This is a genomic window from Rheinheimera sp. SA_1 (assembly GCF_001669775.1).
Lineage (GTDB): Bacteria > Pseudomonadota > Gammaproteobacteria > Enterobacterales > Alteromonadaceae > Pararheinheimera.
Genome location: NZ_LXWK01000016.1, coordinates 210,338 through 226,969 on the forward strand (window position 1 = coordinate 210,338; position 16,632 = coordinate 226,969).

The following is a 16,632-nucleotide window of genomic DNA, read 5'->3' on the forward strand; positions in this document are numbered from 1 at the left end:
GCCTTGGACTGCTACCATGGTTGCGCCAGTTACTACTAATTCAGCCAATTCTGTATCAAACAACCCGATTTCGCCGTTGTCATATCAAGCGCCGGTGGTGCCAACCAATACCGCCACATTAAGTTCCACCACGGCCATTCCTACCGGGCCAGCCCAACCCAAACCCGCGGTCAGTGCCGAAACCCAACGTTACACCGCCGTGCAACAAAGTTTATCCAATGCCAAATCTGCGATCAGCTCCGCGGATACTGCTAACAAACAAATTGATGATTCGCTAAAACAAGTGCGCGATATCGCTACTAAATTATCCAATGACAACTTAGCCAGCAAAGACCGCGAAAAATTGCAGGCTGACTATCAAAAACTGCGTGAAGGCATCGTCAAAAGCCAGGAACAAGCCTCCGTTAAAACTGGTGATCAAAAGCCTGGTGATCCAAAGTCCAGCGTCCAAAAAACCAACTTACTCACCGATGACAAAGCCTTAACCACCGCCACCAATACCCGCGGTGGCCAACTGGACATTCAAAGCAGCAAGTCAGCGAAAGCGCTTGGACTGCCGGAAAAACTGGGTTCAGCAGCTGATGCCAAAGCGCTGCTGCAGGGCAATGAAAGTCAGGCTGGCAGTCTGGCCAACGCTGAGAAAAGCACTCGCGATACGGCGGCACGGCTGAAAAAAGTCGAAGCCAATGTTGATCAAAAACTGGAAACCAGTACCGCTGTCGCCAAAGCCGTTAAACGGCTGGATGCGGCGAAAAATGGCGGTGTTGAAGTCTCAGCAGAGCGCGAACAGCAGCGCAGTCAGGCACTGGAAAAAGCCCGGGAAACTTCGCAGTTATTAAAATCACAGCTGGGTGGTTTGTCGCCGAATAACAGTAGTAACAGCAGCGCGTCAAATCCGTTGCTGGCGTTGTTGCGTTAGCAGCAGCATTAAATAAATCCCAATGAAAAGCGCCATTGCTGCTTATCAACAAACCCGTTTGATGGTCAGCAGCACCAAAGCGCTAGAGCGGCAGTTGTTGCTGCAGCGTTGTTATCAGCTGGAACAAGCGTTGGCGCAAGACGATGTGTTTGTAATGTTACAGGCCGTCGCCGATCAACGTGAACTCTGGGTAACCATCCGTGCGCTATTGCTAGACGAACAACACCCTTACCCGCCTGACTTACGCCAGCAAGTTCTGGAACTTGCCGAAATAGTGCTGGAGCAGCTGCTGTTACCGCCGAATGATTGCGATTTTAATTTAGTCTTGGCGATTAGTTATCAGCTGGCGGAAGGGCTCGCCGATTAGCTACTTTAACTCACTACTTTAATTAACCACTTAAATTTCAGGCGAAAAAAAACCAGTCACCCTTAGGGACTGGTTTTTTGGTATTCAGCACTCGGCAACATGCCGCAACTATTAACCCTGCGCTAAAGTCTGCGCCAGGTAATCGTCATAAGTACCGACGAAGTTACGGGTGTCTTTGTCAGTAATTTCAATGATCCGGGTGGCCAGTGATGACACGAACTCGCGGTCATGGCTGACGAATAACAAGGTGCCTTTGTACATTTCCAGCGCCATGTTTAACGATTCAATTGATTCCATATCCAAGTGGTTGGTTGGTTCATCCATCACCAGAATATTTGGCCGTTGTAACATCAGCTTACCAAATAACATGCGGCCTTTTTCACCACCTGACAACACTTTGACTTTTTTCTTGATGTCATCTTGTGAGAACAACAAGCGGCCTAAAATGCCACGAACTGCCTGCTCGTCATCAGAAGGCTGCTTATGCTGCGCCATCCAGTCGAATACCGTCATCTCTTCTGCGAATTCGTATTCGTGATCCTGTGCGTAATAACCGATATTGCAGTTTTCCGACCATTTCACCATGCCAGATTCAGCTTTTAATTCGCCAACCAGACACTTTAATAAAGTTGATTTACCGATACCGTTGGTACCGAGGATCGCCACTTTTTCGCCAACTTCGATATTCAGGCTTAAGTCTTTTAGCAAGTGCAATGCACCGAAACTCTTATTCAGACCTTCAACTTCTAACGCCATCCGGTACAGCTGCTTTTGCTGTTCAAAACGAATAAATGGGTTGACCCGGCTGGACGCTTTCACTTCATCCAATTGAATTTTATCAATTTGTTTGGCACGAGAAGTCGCCTGACGCGCTTTAGACGCGTTAGCAGAGAAACGACTGACGAAGGTTTGCAGTTCAGCAATCTGGGCTTTTTTCTTGGCGTTATCTGATAACAGACGTTCACGCGCCTGAGTGGCGGCGAACATGTAATCATCGTAAGTGCCTGGATACACACGTAATTCGCCGTAATCTAAGTCAGCCATGTGGGTACAAACAGAGTTTAAGAAGTGACGGTCGTGCGAAATGATTATCATGGTGCAATTGCGCTCAGACAACACATCTTCTAACCAGTGAATGGTGTGAATGTCCAAGTTGTTGGTTGGTTCGTCGAGTAACATAATTTCAGGATTGGCGAACAGTACCTGCGCCAGTAACACCCGCAGTTTCCAACCCGGCGCAACCGATGACATCAGGCCAAAATGTTGTTCTACCGGAATACCAACACCGATGAGTAATTCGCCAGCACGGGATTCAGCGGTGTAACCGTCCATTTCACCAAAAGCGACTTCTAAATCCGCGACCAGCATGCCGTCTTCTTCGCTCATTTCGGCACTGGAGTAAATCCGATCCCGTTCGGCTTTCACCCGCCATAACTCAGCATGACCCATAATGACGGTATCAATAACGCTGAACTGTTCAAAAGCAAACTGATCCTGATGGAGTTTCGCCACGCGCATATTTGGCTCAACCATCACAATACCGGCACTTGGGTCCAGTTCGCGGCTTAAAATCTTCATAAAAGTGGATTTACCACAACCGTTGGCACCGATCAGGCCATAACGATTGCCAGAACCAAATTTAATCGAGATGTTTTCAAACAGCGGCTTAGCGCCAAATTGCATAGTAATATTTGCGGTTGCTATCACGTGTTCATCGCCTGGCTGAGTTGTCGCAGCATCAAGCTGCGACAGAAAATAATGGCCCGGATTGCGTCACTGCCTATGCAGCACCAATCCGGGATACGCCCTTAAAAAGGCGCGCCACTATACGCTTTTTAGCGCCAGATTACAAAGTAATACCGCGTTTTCGCAGCTTTGTTGTGGCAAAATTCATCAAATTGTCATGCCAGCTTTCGGCCAATCGCAATCGACAGTACAACGACGCCTGCCATCAACCATTGGCTCAGACTGATACTTTCACCCAGCCATAGAGCGGCCCAGCAAAATGCCAGAAAGGTCGTCAGCAGTTGTAATTGACTGACCTGGGCCACGCCACCGAGCGCCAGGCCTTTGTACCAGGCGAAAAAACCTAAGAACATGCTAAAAATCGCCAGATAACCAAAACCAAGCCAGCTATTGAGGCTGATATCATAATTGACCGGCCGAAAGTACCAACATAGCGGTAACAACAGCGGCAACGACAACACCAAAGCCCAACAAATCACCTGCCAGCTGCCAATATGCCGCGCCAACAAACCGCCCTGGGCGTAACTTAAACCACAACAAAAACAAGCCAACACTAACCACAAGTCGCCGGTACTGAGGGCCCAGCTTAGCTCGCCGGCGGCCGAGCTTGCCGCATACAACATCACGGCGGCTGTGCCGATCAGCGCGCAAAGCCAGAAGCCGACCCGCGGCCATTGCCGGCTGAGCCAGGCTCCAAATATTGCGGTAAACAGCGGCATAATGCTGCTGATCAGCGTACCGTGGCTGGCATCAATGGTTTGCATCGCAATGGCCGAAAATATCGGATAAGCAAACACAGCGCCAAAAGCGACCACCGCCAGTGCTGGCCAATGTTGTCTGGCCGGAATCTTTTGCCGTAATGCAACTAACAACAACACGCTCAACAGCGCAGCCACCAAAGCCCGGCCTGCCCCAACAAACATCACTGGCAATTCGGCAACGGCGAGTCTTGTGGCGGGAATACCGCCAGAAAACATCAACACCCCAAGCGCGCCCCAAAACATGCCTTGCGCCAGTTGCTTTGCTGGGATCGGCGCTGCGTTGGTTGTTGCGGCTACCGGCGCTACAGGCGTCGCCGCAGGTTGCGGTATGACCACAGTGCCTGGAATTAAGATGGAAGCTGACTCCCCTTGCGTGTTGACCGATTGCATAGCTGCTCCTGCTGGACATTCTCTGGAGCAAGTACTATAAAGGACAATCACTCCAGACAATCAGGACAGTTGAGTGCAATTCGCCCAGACTGTACAGGTAAAAATGCCATGACAATCGCCTTTCAAAACTGGTTGCTAGATAAAAGCAGCAATGAAGCCTGGTCAAAACAATTGTTGAGTTATGCCCGCGCCGCTATTGCGCATGGCAGTTGGCCTGCCGGAACAAAATTACCTTCGATCAGAGGCTTAGCACTGCAACTGCAAGTCAGCAAATTCACCGTGGCTGAGCTTTATGAAAAGTTAGCGGCTGAATCGCTGGTGGTCAGTCGCCCTGGTAGCGGAGTTTATGTGGCAAAAGTACAACCGGTGGCGATGTTATCCGAAGCCAATGCCGGACAAAGTGCGTTGTCGGGCGACGTGGCATTGATGCGGCAGACCTTACAACGCGACAACGCGGTGATGAAACCAGGAGCCGGTTGGCTAACGCCGGAATGGCTGCCTGGTAATGCAATTAAACAAGCAATGCGCGAAGTGGCGCGTCAACCGCAGTCATTGTCCGATTATGGCCCGGCGCAAGGGAATGTATTGCTGCGCCGTTATTTATCCGAACGTCTGGCGCAACTGAATATTCAAGCCGAACCGCAGCAGTTACTGCTGACCTCCAGCGCCACCCATGCGCTGGATTTATGTTTGCGACTGTACTTAAAACCCGGTGATGCTGTGCTGGTCGACGACCCCGGTTTTTACAATTTTTTTGCAGTGCTTCGGCTGCATCATCTGACTATTTTACCGCTGCCACGCCAGCAAGACGGCCCGGATCTAACCGCTTTAGCCGCCTTATTGACCGAGCACCAGCCAAAGGCTTATCTGACCAATTCAGTGTTGTCGAACCCGGTGGGCACTTGCGTTAGCCCACAAAAAGCCTTTGCGGTGCTGGAACTGCTGCATCAACACCAGTGTTTATTGTTGGAAGATGATATCTATGCTGACTTTGAACAACAACCAGCCATCCGCTACGCCAGCCTGACCGGTCTGGCGCGTGGCATTTATCTGGGGAGTTTATCGAAAACCATTTCCGCTGATTTACGGGTGGGTTATATCGCTGCCAGTCCGACGCAAATTGCCAGTCTGACTGATTTAAAACTGATCACCGGCTCCTCGACTTCACAGTCGGTGGAACGGGTGGTCTATCAGGTGCTGACCGGAGGCGCTTATCGTCGTCATCTGGAGCAATTGCGTAAACGGCTGCAGGAAGCAATGCAGCAAGTGATCCCGCAATTGAGAAAACGCGGCATCATGTTGTGGCATCAACCGGATGCCGGTTATCTATTGTGGTTAAAGCTGCCATCTGGTGTCAGCGCTAATGCCTTAACTGCAATGCTGGAACGGCAACACATTATTCTGGCGCCTGGTGGCCATTTTAGTTTGCAGCCAGATGCTGATAGTTTTATGCGGGTGAATGTCACGCAATGTTTGAACCCAAAACTATGGGCGGCGCTCGATACCGCTCTATCGATGATTGCGGTGACGCAGCAACCGAAACAAAAACTCCAGTTGCCGCGTTCACAGGTAGGTGACCGATAACCGAAAAATAATGGTCTGCTGCGAGCACCTCCCGGTGTTTAATGGCTAATCTGGTAAAGATTCACGTCTTTGATCAGCAGATGTTGTTGATTGGTTTCCGGCCTGACTGAAGTTCGTTAATCAAGTCGCTGATGGTATGCACGGTGCGTTGACACAGCCTTTTCATGTTGAATACCCCGGAAGCAGCTTCTATGGGATGAGGAATGAACGGTTCGCTGCGGTCAGTTCTATGCTATTTCTTGACCCCCAATTTTCCGGAAAATCAGCACTTCCGACGACGATGATTTACAGTGCTAAATTCGTAGGGATCCTTTAGGACTGGCACCTTCAACGCGATAAATGTCTTTTAAATATTTGCTTTTGTTGCAGGCGTTGCTGACAATTTGTCGTTGATAACATAAGGAAAAACACAATGGCTCGCGGCTACAAATACAAGTTTTCTATTTTTGCCATAGCAATTTGTGTGATGTCCAGTTGGCTGCTCCCGTCTAAAGCTGAAACATCGAAACATTCAGCAGACGTTTTCACCTTTGTCGCGAACGAGTGGTGCCCGCAGCAATGCGAGCATGAGCTCAACTACAAGGGATATGTTATCGAGGTTTTAGAAGCAGCCCTGAATGAAGTTAAAGCGTCATATACAATTGAATGGGTGCCTTGGTCTCGCGGACTGGACATGGTTCGCAGAGGAAAGATAGATGGCCTGATTGGGCCTACAGTAGAGGGCTTTCCTGAGTATCATTTCGGCAAAGAGAGCATCGGCCATCAAGAGTATTGTTTTTATACCAACCGAGATTCCACCTGGACTTACAAAAAACCCGAAGATCTGTTTGGTCAGAACATCGCTTATCTAAAAGAGTCAGGTTTGGGCTCACTCGAAGACTTTTTTACTAAAAACAAATCGAAAATTAATACCCATGAGTTTATTCAGGGTAATGACATCATCACAATTGAATTTCAATTTTTGGCAAAGAACCGGTGTGATGCGGTCATCCTGACCTCTGATGCTGTGCAATACGCGATTGGCAGAAAGACCATTCCCGATCAATTTCGCTCAGCCGGTTGTTTGGGAAAAGAAACTCTGGCGATTGGGTTTTCAAAAGTAAACCTTGCGAGATCCCAAAAGATCAGCAAAAAGTTGGACGAAGGTTTAAGGGCAATAAAATCCAACGGCGAATATTATAAAATTTTGAAGAAATATAATATGCGGTAAGGATTTGCCGACTCTTTATTGCCAACTAAACCCAATTTTATTGATTACGTATAGGCGAAGGCGCTGCGCTTTTCGCCCCTACGTAGTGGATTTCTAATAAATGAATCAGTTAGTTAACCGTTTTGGCTTTCGCCACCGCTTCAATACAAAGCTGAGTGATCCGGTCCCATTCACCATTGGCAATGGCATCATCCGGTACTATCCAGGAGCCACCAACACAACGCACGTTCGGCAGTGCTAAATATTCGAGGAAGTTTTTCTCGTTGATACCGCCGGTTGGGCAGAAACGGATGTCCGAAAACGGGCCATGGATGGACTTTAACGTCTTCACACCGCCCGCAGCTTCGGCTGGGAAAAACTTAAAGTGGGTGTAACCCATGCCCGTACCTTCCATCAATTCAGAAATTGATGCAATACCTGGGATCAGCGGAATTGGCGCTTCTTTACCTGCGGCTAATAACTCGCGAGTTAACCCCGGGCTGATGGCAAATTTTGCGCCAGCATCAATGACTTTTTGCAGTTGCTCGGCAGTCGTTACAGTACCTGCACCAACAATAGCGTCCGGCACTTCAGTCGACAGCAATTTAATTGCGTCCAGTGCGACTGGCGTGCGCAAAGTCACTTCCAGAACTTTAATTCCACCAGCTAATAAGGCTTTTGCCAGCGGCACGGCCGTGGCGAGATCTTTAATCACAATCACCGGGACGACCGGGCCTTGTGCAAACAGGATGTCAGGTTGTAATTGCCAATTTTGAAAAGACATAAGTTTAACTCGCCAGAATTTGTTTTAAGTAGACAGCGCAGCCTAATAAACCAGGTTGCTCTGCAGTCACGACATAAGTGGCAATTTGCCGGTTAAAGTCGGTAAAACGGCCTTTTGCTTCAAAACGGCTGCGAAACTCACTGTCTTCGAGCAAAGGTAATAATTTAGGAACAATGCCACCGCCGACATAAACCCCACCAAAGGTGCTTAAGGTCAGGGCTAAATCACCGGCTAAACCGCCGAGACTTGCAAAAAACTGCGCGATCACCGCACTACATAGCTCGTCGGTTTTGGCCAAAGCATGTTGGCTGATTTCAGCAGCAGTTTTTGGCTCGGTGTTGATGCCGCGATAAGCAGCCAGCGCCAGATACAAACTTTCAATACCAGGACCAGACAACAACCGCTCCGGCGACACATGACCAAAGTGCGCGGCCAAGTAACGCTGAATAAACCATTCTTGTTCGTTTTGGGCTGTCCAGTCGACATGACCGCCTTCACCCGGCAATGGAATATAACCATGCGCTGTTGGGATCAAATGACCAACACCTAAACCGGTGCCAGCACCAAGTACTGCCATCGGCTTGGATGTGTCTGCTGTACCAGCGCCAAACTTCACTTTTTCCGAAGCGGTTAAAGCCGGTAAACACATCGCGACTGCAGTAAAGTCATTCAGCACAATGAATTCGGCCAGACCCAGTTCAGCTTTGGTTTCACTGATTGAAAACTGCCAGAAAAAGTTGGTCATTTTCACCAGGTCGCCATTCACCGGACAGGCAATGGCCACCGCAACATGGGCGATATCGGTTAGTTGCTGTTCGGTGCGGTAATAATTCAGTGCTAGCGCCAAAGTTGCAAAATCAGCACATGGATAAACCACCACATGATCAAGCGCTAAGGTCTCCAGATCCACCCGACTAAAACGGGCGTTGGTGCCGCCAATGTCAGCGACAATGGCATGCTTAACCATTCAGATGTTCCTCTGTGGTAAACAGGCTACAAGCGCCCTGCTCGGCACCGGTTAATACGGTACGCAGACCGCCGAAAATCTCCCGGCCCATACCATAATAACTTTCTGACATATCACGGGTCGCAGCGGTACGTTGTGCAAGTTCTTCATCAGAAACAAACACTTGCAGTAAACCGGTTTCGCCATCCACCAGCATTAAATCGCCAGTCTGGATTTTGGCAATCACGCCGCCATCAACCGCTTCCGGGGTGACATGGATAGCTGCAGGTACCTTACCTGAAGCACCTGACATCCGGCCGTCAGTGACTAGCGCCACATGGAAACCACGGTCTTGCAATACGCCAAGTGGCGGCGTTAATTTATGCAGCTCTGGCATACCACAGGCTTTTGGCCCCTGGAAACGCACCACCACAATACAATCTTTGTCCAAATCACCGGCTTTAAACGCGGCATCCAGTTCATGTTGGCTGGAGAACACCACCGCTGGGCCCCGGACAATTTCAGTGCCTGGGCGCAGCGCCGAAGTTTTAATCACGCCACGACCAACGTTGCCGGATAACACCTGCAAACCACCGTGATCTTTAAATGGTTTGGCCACAGTCGACAGCACAGAATCATCTAATGAAGTGGTTGGGCCATCAATCCACACCAGTTTGCCATCTTGCATCACTGGTACCTGGGTATAACGACGCAGACCAAAACCAGCCACGGTATTGACATCTTCATGCAATAAACCAGCGTCCAGTAACTCTTTGATCAATAACGCCATACCACCAGCTTGCTGGAAGTGGTTAATGTCAGCCTGACCGTTTGGATAAATACGCGTTAATAACGGCGTGGCATTGGATAAATCAGCAAAATCGTCCCAGTTCACGATAAAACCAGCAGAACGAGCTACCGCCACCAAGTGCATGGTGTGGTTGGTAGAACCGCCAGTGGCTAATAAACCAACGATACCGTTGACTACGGCTTTGACATCAACAATATGGCCAACCGGCATATAGTCGGTGCCTAAATCGGTTAACCGCGTCACCTGACGGGCAGCCGCTTTGGTCAATTCATCGCGCAGTTCTGTGCCTGGATTGACAAAAGACGAACCAGGCAAATGCAGGCCCATCATTTCAACCACTAATTGATTCGAGTTGGCGGTACCGTAGAAAGTACAGGTGCCGGCACTGTGGTAAGAAGCGGATTCTGAATCCAGTAACTCCTCTTTACCCACTTTGCCTTCAGCATACAGCTGACGGACCCGGGCTTTTTCTTTGTTCGGAATACCAGACGGCATTGGACCGGCCGGAATAAATACAAATGGCAGGTGACCAAAACTGAGCGAAGCCATTAATAAACCCGGCACAATCTTGTCGCAAATGCCGAGCATCAAGCCGCCATCAAACATATTGTGCGACAGGCCAACTGCTGCCGACATCGCAATAATATCGCGGCTTAATAAACTCAGTTCCATGCCCGGCTGACCTTGAGTCACACCGTCACACATCGCTGGCACGCCACCGGCAAACTGCGCCACACTGCCAATTTCCGCAATAGCTTGTTTGATAATGGCCGGATAAGTTTCATAAGGCTGATGCGCGGACAACATATCGTTGTAGCTGGAAATAATACCGATGTTGGCCTTGGTCAGACTGCGTAAGTCCGATTTTTCCTGAGCATTACAGGCAGCAAAGCCGTGGGCAAGGTTACCGCAGGCTAAAGCGCCACGATGTGGACCGCGAATACGGGCTTGTTCAATTCTCTGAAGATAAATAGCGCGACTTTTAACACTGCGCGCCATGATCCTGTCTGTGACTTGCTGGATAACCGGATGCATGATGACCTCTATTTGGCTGCGAACATCACCGCCAATTCTGGAGCGGTGTGGTGTATAAATGCACGGATCGGCATCGCCAATTCGTCCTGACTGGCCTTCGCCTGTTCTAATACGGTTAGCTTGGAAGCGCCAACCAGATGTAAAAACAGTGCACGGCTATTAAGTAATCGTTGTTTGCTAAAGGAAATTCGCTGATAAGGCGCTGTCGTTGGATTGACCGCCAGAACATCCGGCGCGTCAGACGCAAGTCCTTGCTGAATTTCCTTACTGCATGGAAATAACGAAGCGGTGTGACCATCTTCACCCATGCCTAAAATAACAGCATCAAAAGTCGGCAGGTTTTTTACCCGTTGCAACAACTCCGGCACTGCTAATTCTGCGGTCGCTGTTGGCGCGTACAAACTAATAAAAGTCGCTGCTGCGGCCTGGTGCTGTAACAAACTTGCCTTCACTAGGCGCTCGTTACTATCAGCTTCGCTATCTGGCAAAAACCTGTCATCAGCCAGCGTGATGGTAACTTTAGACCAATCTAAATCAGCTTGGTTTAACTTTAAAAACAAGCCCTGCGGCGTACGGCCGCCTGATACGACTAAATAAGCGGCACCACGTTTGGCGATAGCGTCACTTAAAATAGCAATCAGTCGATTGGCAAAATCCTGATTGAGTTCGTTGCTGTCAGTAAATTGATGAAGTTGCATGGTTATTCGTCCCAGTTCCGATCGTCACGCGCCAATAATGAAATGGCAGCAACCGGACCCCAGGTGCCCGCCTGATATGATTTAGGCGGTTCGTTGTTGGCTTTCCAGGCGCCAAGAATACCGTCGATCCATTTCCAGGCTTGTTCAACTTCATCCCGACGGACGAACAGATATTGGTTACCCAACATCGCTTCTAACAACAACCGCTCATAAGCATCAGCGATCCGCTGTGATTTAAAGGTTTCATCAAAACTTAAATCGAGTTTGCTCTGTTGCAACTGCATATTTTCACCCAGACCAGGAATTTTATTCATGATCTGAATTTCCACACCTTCATCTGGCTGTAACCGGATGATCAGTTTGTTGGCTGGTAACTGTTTATAAGTTTCATGGAAAATATTGTGTGGTTGTGGCTTAAAGCAAATGACTACTTCGGACACTTTGTTTGGCATGCGCTTACCGGTGCGCAGATAAAACGGCACGCCAGCCCAGCGCCAGTTGTCGATATCAACTTTAATCGCGACAAATGTCTCAGTTTTGCTGTTTGGGCGGGCATCTTCTTCTTCCAGATAGCCCGGGACTGATTTACCACCGACAAAACCGGCGCCATATTGGCCACGCACGGTTTTTTCCTGCACGTTTTGCAGGTTGATTGGCCGCAACGCTTTCAGAACTTTTAATTTCTCATCACGGATACTATCGGCATCAAGGCTGGCTGGTGGTTCCATCGCAATCAGCGATAGCACTTGTAATAAGTGGTTTTGCACCATATCGCGCATTTGACCGGCGTCATCGTAATAACCCCAACGCCCTTCTACGCCGACTTCTTCTGCCACTGAAATCTGCACATGGTCAATAGCATTATGATCCCAGTTCGAAGCAAAAATGGCATTGGCAAAACGCAGCGCTAATAGGTTCAGCACTGTCTCTTTACCTAAATAATGGTCAATGCGGTAGATTTGCGATTCTTTAAAATATTTGGCGACTTCGTCGTTAATGACTTTTGACGACTCCAGACAATGGCCAATTGGCTTTTCTAATACGACGCGTGAAGGTAGCACCGATAAACCAGCGGCATCCAGACCTTTACAGATATTGCCAAATAACGACGGTGCAGTAGCGAAATAGCTGACCGGAATGCGGTTTTTGATGTCAGTAACATCAGCCAGTTTCAGATAATCCTGCTCTTTGGTTAAATCGATTTGCACATATTGCAATTTGGTTTTAAGCCGGGCCAGCACATCGGCGTCCAGCGGCTGTTTGACGAATTTCTGTAAGTTAGTTTCAACAACTTCGAGGTAACCTTCCTGTGTCAGATCATCGCGGGCGACGCCGGTAATGCGGCTGTCAGCATGCAGTAAACCAGCCATTTCCAGCTGATATAAGGCTGGTAGAAGTTTGCGGCGCGCTAAATCGCCTTTGGTGCCGAACAAAATGAGATCACAGGCTTTGTTAGAATGTGCTGTTGCTGTCATGAAGCTGACCCTTGATTAGATGTAATTTTACAACACTTAGCCGCATACTAGCCGAGTGTTTGGCGGTTGTAAACCGGATAAGTTGTAATTAAATTACAACTTACTTAAAGTTTTGACGTTGCCTATATCTTAAGGCAGTCTTAACCATGTATCATGATTTTCGTCGTAACTTTATCACTTTTGTTGTTGCTACACTGGTCGGGTAACAAAATAAATTACCAAATGAATCACCGGCTACAGCTAAAGTTTCCACAGCAGCAGATCACTCTTTAAGATCATTCTTTATAAGATTAATGAAGTGCCCGGCGCTGCCACAGCGTACGAGCCAGACTAAGCAGGAACCATCGGATGAATGTGCTGGAAAAAATAGTTAATAGTGTCAATAGTTTCAGTAAATCAGAGCGTAAAGTTGCTGATGTCATTCTGGCCAATCCACAAACCACAATTCATAGCAGTATTGCGGCACTGGCGAAAATGGCGGATGTGTCTGAGCCAACCGTGAATCGGTTTTGTCGTCGTTTGGATACCAAAGGTTTCCCTGACTTCAAACTGCACCTGGCGCAAAGCCTGGCCAATGGTACGCCTTATGTAAACCGGCACGTTGAAGAAGATGATGGCCCGGAAGCCTATACTGCAAAAATTTTCGAATCGACCATGGCAGCTTTGGATGCTGCACGCCAAAACGTTGATATTAATACCATTAATCGCGCTGTGGATGTACTGACCCAGGCGAAGAAAATATCATTTTTTGGCCTGGGCGCTTCAGCATCTGTCGCCCATGACGCCCAAAACAAGTTTTTCCGCTTTAACGTGCCCGTGGTGTGTTTCGACGATATCGTGATGCAACGGATGAGTGCTATTAATAGTAGCGAAGGTGATGTGGTGGTTTGTATCAGCCATACCGGACGCACCAAAAATCTTTGTGATATCGCCGCTATTGCCCGCGAAAACGACGCTACCGTCATTGGTGTCACCGCATATGACAGCCCGCTGGCTAAAGAATGTACTTTAGTATTGTCGCTGGATGTACCGGAAGATACCGATATGTATATGCCAATGGCTTCGCGCGTGGCACAGCTGGTCCTGATCGATATTCTGGCGACTGGTTTTACCTTACGCCGTGGCACCAAATTCCGTGAAAACCTGAAGAAAGTAAAAGACAGTTTACGGGGTTCAAGATTCGAGAAAAAAGATTTTTAAGCACTTTTTACCAGCTCAGACTGGTCAGAGCTGCTCAAAGCTGTAATTTTTCTCCAATTAGTCGCTATATTCTGTAATTAAATTACATTACACTGCGTGCCATCACCGCCAGAACTACCCTGGCGGTCTACTTTTAAATCAATAGGCAGGAGCAGCACATGCCAAGAAGAACGAAAATAGTTGCCACCCTAGGCCCGGCAACCAATACCCAGGCCGCGATTGAAAAATTGATCCTGGCTGGTGCCACCGTCTTTCGCTTTAACTTCTCTCACGGCAGTGCTCAGGATCACATCGAGCGCGCAACCATGGTTCGCGCCGCTGCTGCAGCGACCAATGCCCATGTCGCCATCTTAGGTGACTTACAAGGGCCAAAAATCCGCGTGTCGACCTTTGTAAATAACAGTGTTGAGCTGATTGAAGGCCAGGACTTTGTGCTGGACGCTGAGCTCGCCAAAGGTTTAGGCGATGAAACTCAAGTCGGTATCGATTACAAAGAACTGCCAGGTGATGTAAAACCAGCAGACGTGTTGTTATTAGATGATGGCCGTATTCAACTGATTGTGGAAAAAGTTGAAGGCGCACGCATTCTGACCAAGGTATCGGTTGCTGGTAAGTTATCAAATAACAAAGGCATTAACCGGTTAGGTGGTGGTTTGTCAGCGCCGGCTTTAACCGACAAAGACCGTGCAGATATCGCTCTTGCCGCCAAAATTGATGTGGATTATCTGGCTGTATCTTTCCCACGCACTGGTGACGATTTACGTTTAGCGCGTAATCTGGCGCGTGAAGCTGGTTCTGAAGCCCTGATTGTATCTAAAGTAGAACGCGCCGAAGCTGTTGCTGATGATGCCACTTTAGATGACATCATCCGGGCATCAGACGCTGTAATGGTCGCCCGTGGTGATTTAGGCGTTGAGATTGGCGATGCAGAACTTGTAGGCCAGCAAAAACGTATTATCGCCCGCTCCCGACAACTGAACCGTGTGGTGATTACCGCCACGCAGATGATGGAATCGATGATTGAAAGCCCGATGCCAACCCGCGCAGAAGTAATGGACGTTGCCAATGCCGTGCTGGATGGCACTGACGCGGTGATGCTCTCTGCAGAAACTGCTGCTGGTAAATATCCAACCGAAACCGTTAAAGCCATGGTTCGGGTTTGTGATGGTGCCGAAAAACATCCAAAAGTGATGTCATCTAAACACCGGATGGATGTGACTTTTACTGAAATCAGTGAAACTATCGCCTTATCAGCGATGTACGCAGCGAATCATTTAGATGGCATTAAAGCAATTATTGCCCTGACAGAATCTGGTTACACCGCCAAGCTGATGTCGCGGATCACTTCGTCACACGCCATTTATGCCTTGTCGCGTCATGTAAAAACGCTGAATAAAATGGCGTTATATCGTGGTGTGTACCCGGTGTTTTTTGACAGCCACGGTATCAGCAATGATCATCTTGCAGATGAAGCTGTTGCTGCAGTGAAAAAAGCAGCTGGTTTACATACCGGTGATTTGGTGATTCTGACACATGGCGATGTGATGGAAACTATCGGTGCTTCAAATACTTGCAAAATCGTTACCGTCAAATAAATACAGTTTCTAACTGAAGCTGAATAAGTTTTAGGTCATAAAAAATGCCATCAATTGATGGCATTTTTTTGTGCTGTCTGTCATACGGCTTTATGTCAGAAAACAGTACGATTGTCTAACCGCCATTGCTTTAACACCGGTGCCAATGCGGTAACTGCAGATCCAATCACCACCAACACAGCACCAAATATTGACCAGCCATTTAAGCTTTGCGCGGCCGGTGCATCTGGCCACATCCAGGACGCCAAATTGGCAAACAAAATGGTTAAAAGTGGCGTGATCGCAAGTACTGCGCTGACTTTTGACGCCTCCCAATGTTCCAATGCTTCAGCAAAAGCGCCATACGCGACGATGGTGTTCAGGCAACAAAACAGCAATAAACCCCATTGCAACATCGACAATTGTGCCATCGGCGCCAGCTCAATAAACGGCATAAAACACAAAGCGCCAGCGACGTAAATAAACCACATAATTTGTTGTGAGTTAAAATGCATCAGCAGCTGCTTTTGTGCCAAAGCATAAGCGGCCCAAGTCACAGCCGCGATAATAACGAGCAACACGCCGATACTGTCGTGCCCCATTTGAGTCAGCAACAGAAACAACCGGTCGTTGAAAAATAACAGTAAACCCAGTACTAAAGTGGCTGCACCAATTTTTTGCCACAACAGCAGTCGTTCCCGGAAGATAAAAATGCCGCCCAACATCATTAAAAACGGTGCCAGCTGGATCACCACCTGCGCAGTTTCGGCACTCAGCAAGTCTAAGCCCAGCAGATAAAGAATGTAATTGGACAACAAACCGACCACCGCAATCAGTAGTAACCAGCGTGCTTTACCTTTGATACTGCGCAGTGTCGGTAATGCCTGATGATGGATCAATACCGCAGTGACAAATAATGCTGCTGCCAGAAAGCGGACCCAGGTAATAGTGTTCGCGGACAATTCGGTCAGCAGTACTTTTAAAGCAATGGGTAACATGCCCCATAATACGGCGGTTGTTAAGGCCAGAATAAAACCAGTCAGACTTTTGCCGGACGCTTGGTGCATAATGAATTTCCGTTGTAAAAGGAGGGACTTTGAAGGCGCGCTATTTTCGCTGTTTTTCCCCCTGCTGTCGCCGGATTTCGAATGAT

Annotated in this window: 14 protein-coding genes; 6 read left to right on the forward strand and 8 right to left on the reverse strand. The window is 48.4% G+C overall.

All coding sequences use genetic code 11. The features are described from left to right. The first annotated feature begins 16 nt into the window (after positions 1-16). Together A5320_RS12995 and A5320_RS13000 are read left to right on the forward strand one after the other, a co-directional pair. Positions 17-919 carry a hypothetical protein gene (locus A5320_RS12995; RefSeq protein ID WP_068065458.1) on the forward strand — a complete coding sequence of 301 codons (903 nt, stop codon included), beginning with the start codon at positions 17-19 and terminating at the stop codon, positions 917-919. Between the two features lie 22 nt (positions 920-941). Continuing rightward, positions 942-1,286, forward strand: coding sequence for a flagellar biosynthesis regulator FlaF (locus A5320_RS13000; RefSeq protein ID WP_068065461.1), 345 nt, complete (start codon positions 942-944; stop codon positions 1,284-1,286). A gap of 111 nt (positions 1,287-1,397) precedes the next feature. On the opposite strand, the gene A5320_RS13005 is transcribed toward A5320_RS13000, so the two are convergent. Together A5320_RS13005 and A5320_RS13010 are read right to left on the reverse strand one after the other, a co-directional pair. Next, a complete protein-coding gene (locus A5320_RS13005; protein ID WP_068065464.1) occupies positions 1,398-2,993 on the reverse strand; it encodes an ABC-F family ATPase in 1,596 nt (531 codons plus the stop codon). Between the two features lie 194 nt (positions 2,994-3,187). Then, positions 3,188-4,183 carry a DMT family transporter gene (locus tag A5320_RS13010; protein WP_082971755.1) on the reverse strand — a complete coding sequence of 332 codons (996 nt, stop codon included), beginning with the start codon at positions 4,181-4,183 and terminating at the stop codon, positions 3,188-3,190. Between the two features lie 108 nt (positions 4,184-4,291). Here A5320_RS13010 and A5320_RS13015 point away from each other — a divergent pair, with 108 nt between their 5' ends. Continuing rightward, a complete protein-coding gene (locus A5320_RS13015; protein ID WP_082971756.1) occupies positions 4,292-5,767 on the forward strand; it encodes an aminotransferase-like domain-containing protein in 1,476 nt (491 codons plus the stop codon). Positions 5,768-6,179: 412 nt separating this feature from the next. Continuing rightward, the gene (locus A5320_RS13020; RefSeq protein ID WP_068065467.1) at positions 6,180-6,977 is read left to right on the forward strand and encodes a substrate-binding periplasmic protein; all 798 of its coding nucleotides are present in this window, start codon (positions 6,180-6,182) and stop codon (positions 6,975-6,977) included. Positions 6,978-7,086: 109 nt separating this feature from the next. On the opposite strand, the gene A5320_RS13025 is transcribed toward A5320_RS13020, so the two are convergent. The 5 genes from A5320_RS13025 to zwf are packed head-to-tail and all read right to left on the reverse strand — an operon-like array spanning position 7,087 to position 12,705. Next, on the reverse strand, positions 7,087-7,740 hold the full coding sequence (locus tag A5320_RS13025; RefSeq protein WP_068065471.1) for a bifunctional 4-hydroxy-2-oxoglutarate aldolase/2-dehydro-3-deoxy-phosphogluconate aldolase: 654 nt from the start codon (positions 7,738-7,740) through the stop codon (positions 7,087-7,089). 4 nt (positions 7,741-7,744) lie between these two features. Next, complete coding sequence (gene glk / locus A5320_RS13030; protein ID WP_068065474.1) at positions 7,745-8,707, reverse strand: glucokinase; 963 nt, start codon at positions 8,705-8,707, stop codon at positions 7,745-7,747. After that, on the reverse strand, positions 8,700-10,532 hold the full coding sequence (gene edd / locus A5320_RS13035; RefSeq protein ID WP_068065477.1) for a phosphogluconate dehydratase: 1,833 nt from the start codon (positions 10,530-10,532) through the stop codon (positions 8,700-8,702). The genes glk and edd overlap by 8 nt, the downstream gene beginning before the upstream one ends. Positions 10,533-10,540: 8 nt before the next feature. Then, positions 10,541-11,230 carry a 6-phosphogluconolactonase gene (pgl, locus tag A5320_RS13040; RefSeq protein WP_068065480.1) on the reverse strand — a complete coding sequence of 230 codons (690 nt, stop codon included), beginning with the start codon at positions 11,228-11,230 and terminating at the stop codon, positions 10,541-10,543. A gap of 2 nt (positions 11,231-11,232) precedes the next feature. Further along, on the reverse strand, positions 11,233-12,705 hold the full coding sequence (gene zwf, locus A5320_RS13045; protein ID WP_068065483.1) for a glucose-6-phosphate dehydrogenase: 1,473 nt from the start codon (positions 12,703-12,705) through the stop codon (positions 11,233-11,235). Positions 12,706-13,053: 348 nt separating this feature from the next. Here zwf and A5320_RS13050 point away from each other — a divergent pair, with 348 nt between their 5' ends. After that, positions 13,054-13,905, forward strand: coding sequence for a MurR/RpiR family transcriptional regulator (locus A5320_RS13050; protein WP_068065486.1), 852 nt, complete (start codon positions 13,054-13,056; stop codon positions 13,903-13,905). Positions 13,906-14,063: 158 nt separating this feature from the next. After that, a complete protein-coding gene (gene pyk, locus A5320_RS13055; protein WP_068065489.1) occupies positions 14,064-15,500 on the forward strand; it encodes a pyruvate kinase in 1,437 nt (478 codons plus the stop codon). Between the two features lie 95 nt (positions 15,501-15,595). Here the strand turns inward: pyk and A5320_RS13060 are convergent, their stop codons facing one another. Next, positions 15,596-16,546 carry a DMT family transporter gene (locus tag A5320_RS13060; protein ID WP_068065492.1) on the reverse strand — a complete coding sequence of 317 codons (951 nt, stop codon included), beginning with the start codon at positions 16,544-16,546 and terminating at the stop codon, positions 15,596-15,598. Positions 16,547-16,632 lie beyond the last annotated feature (86 nt).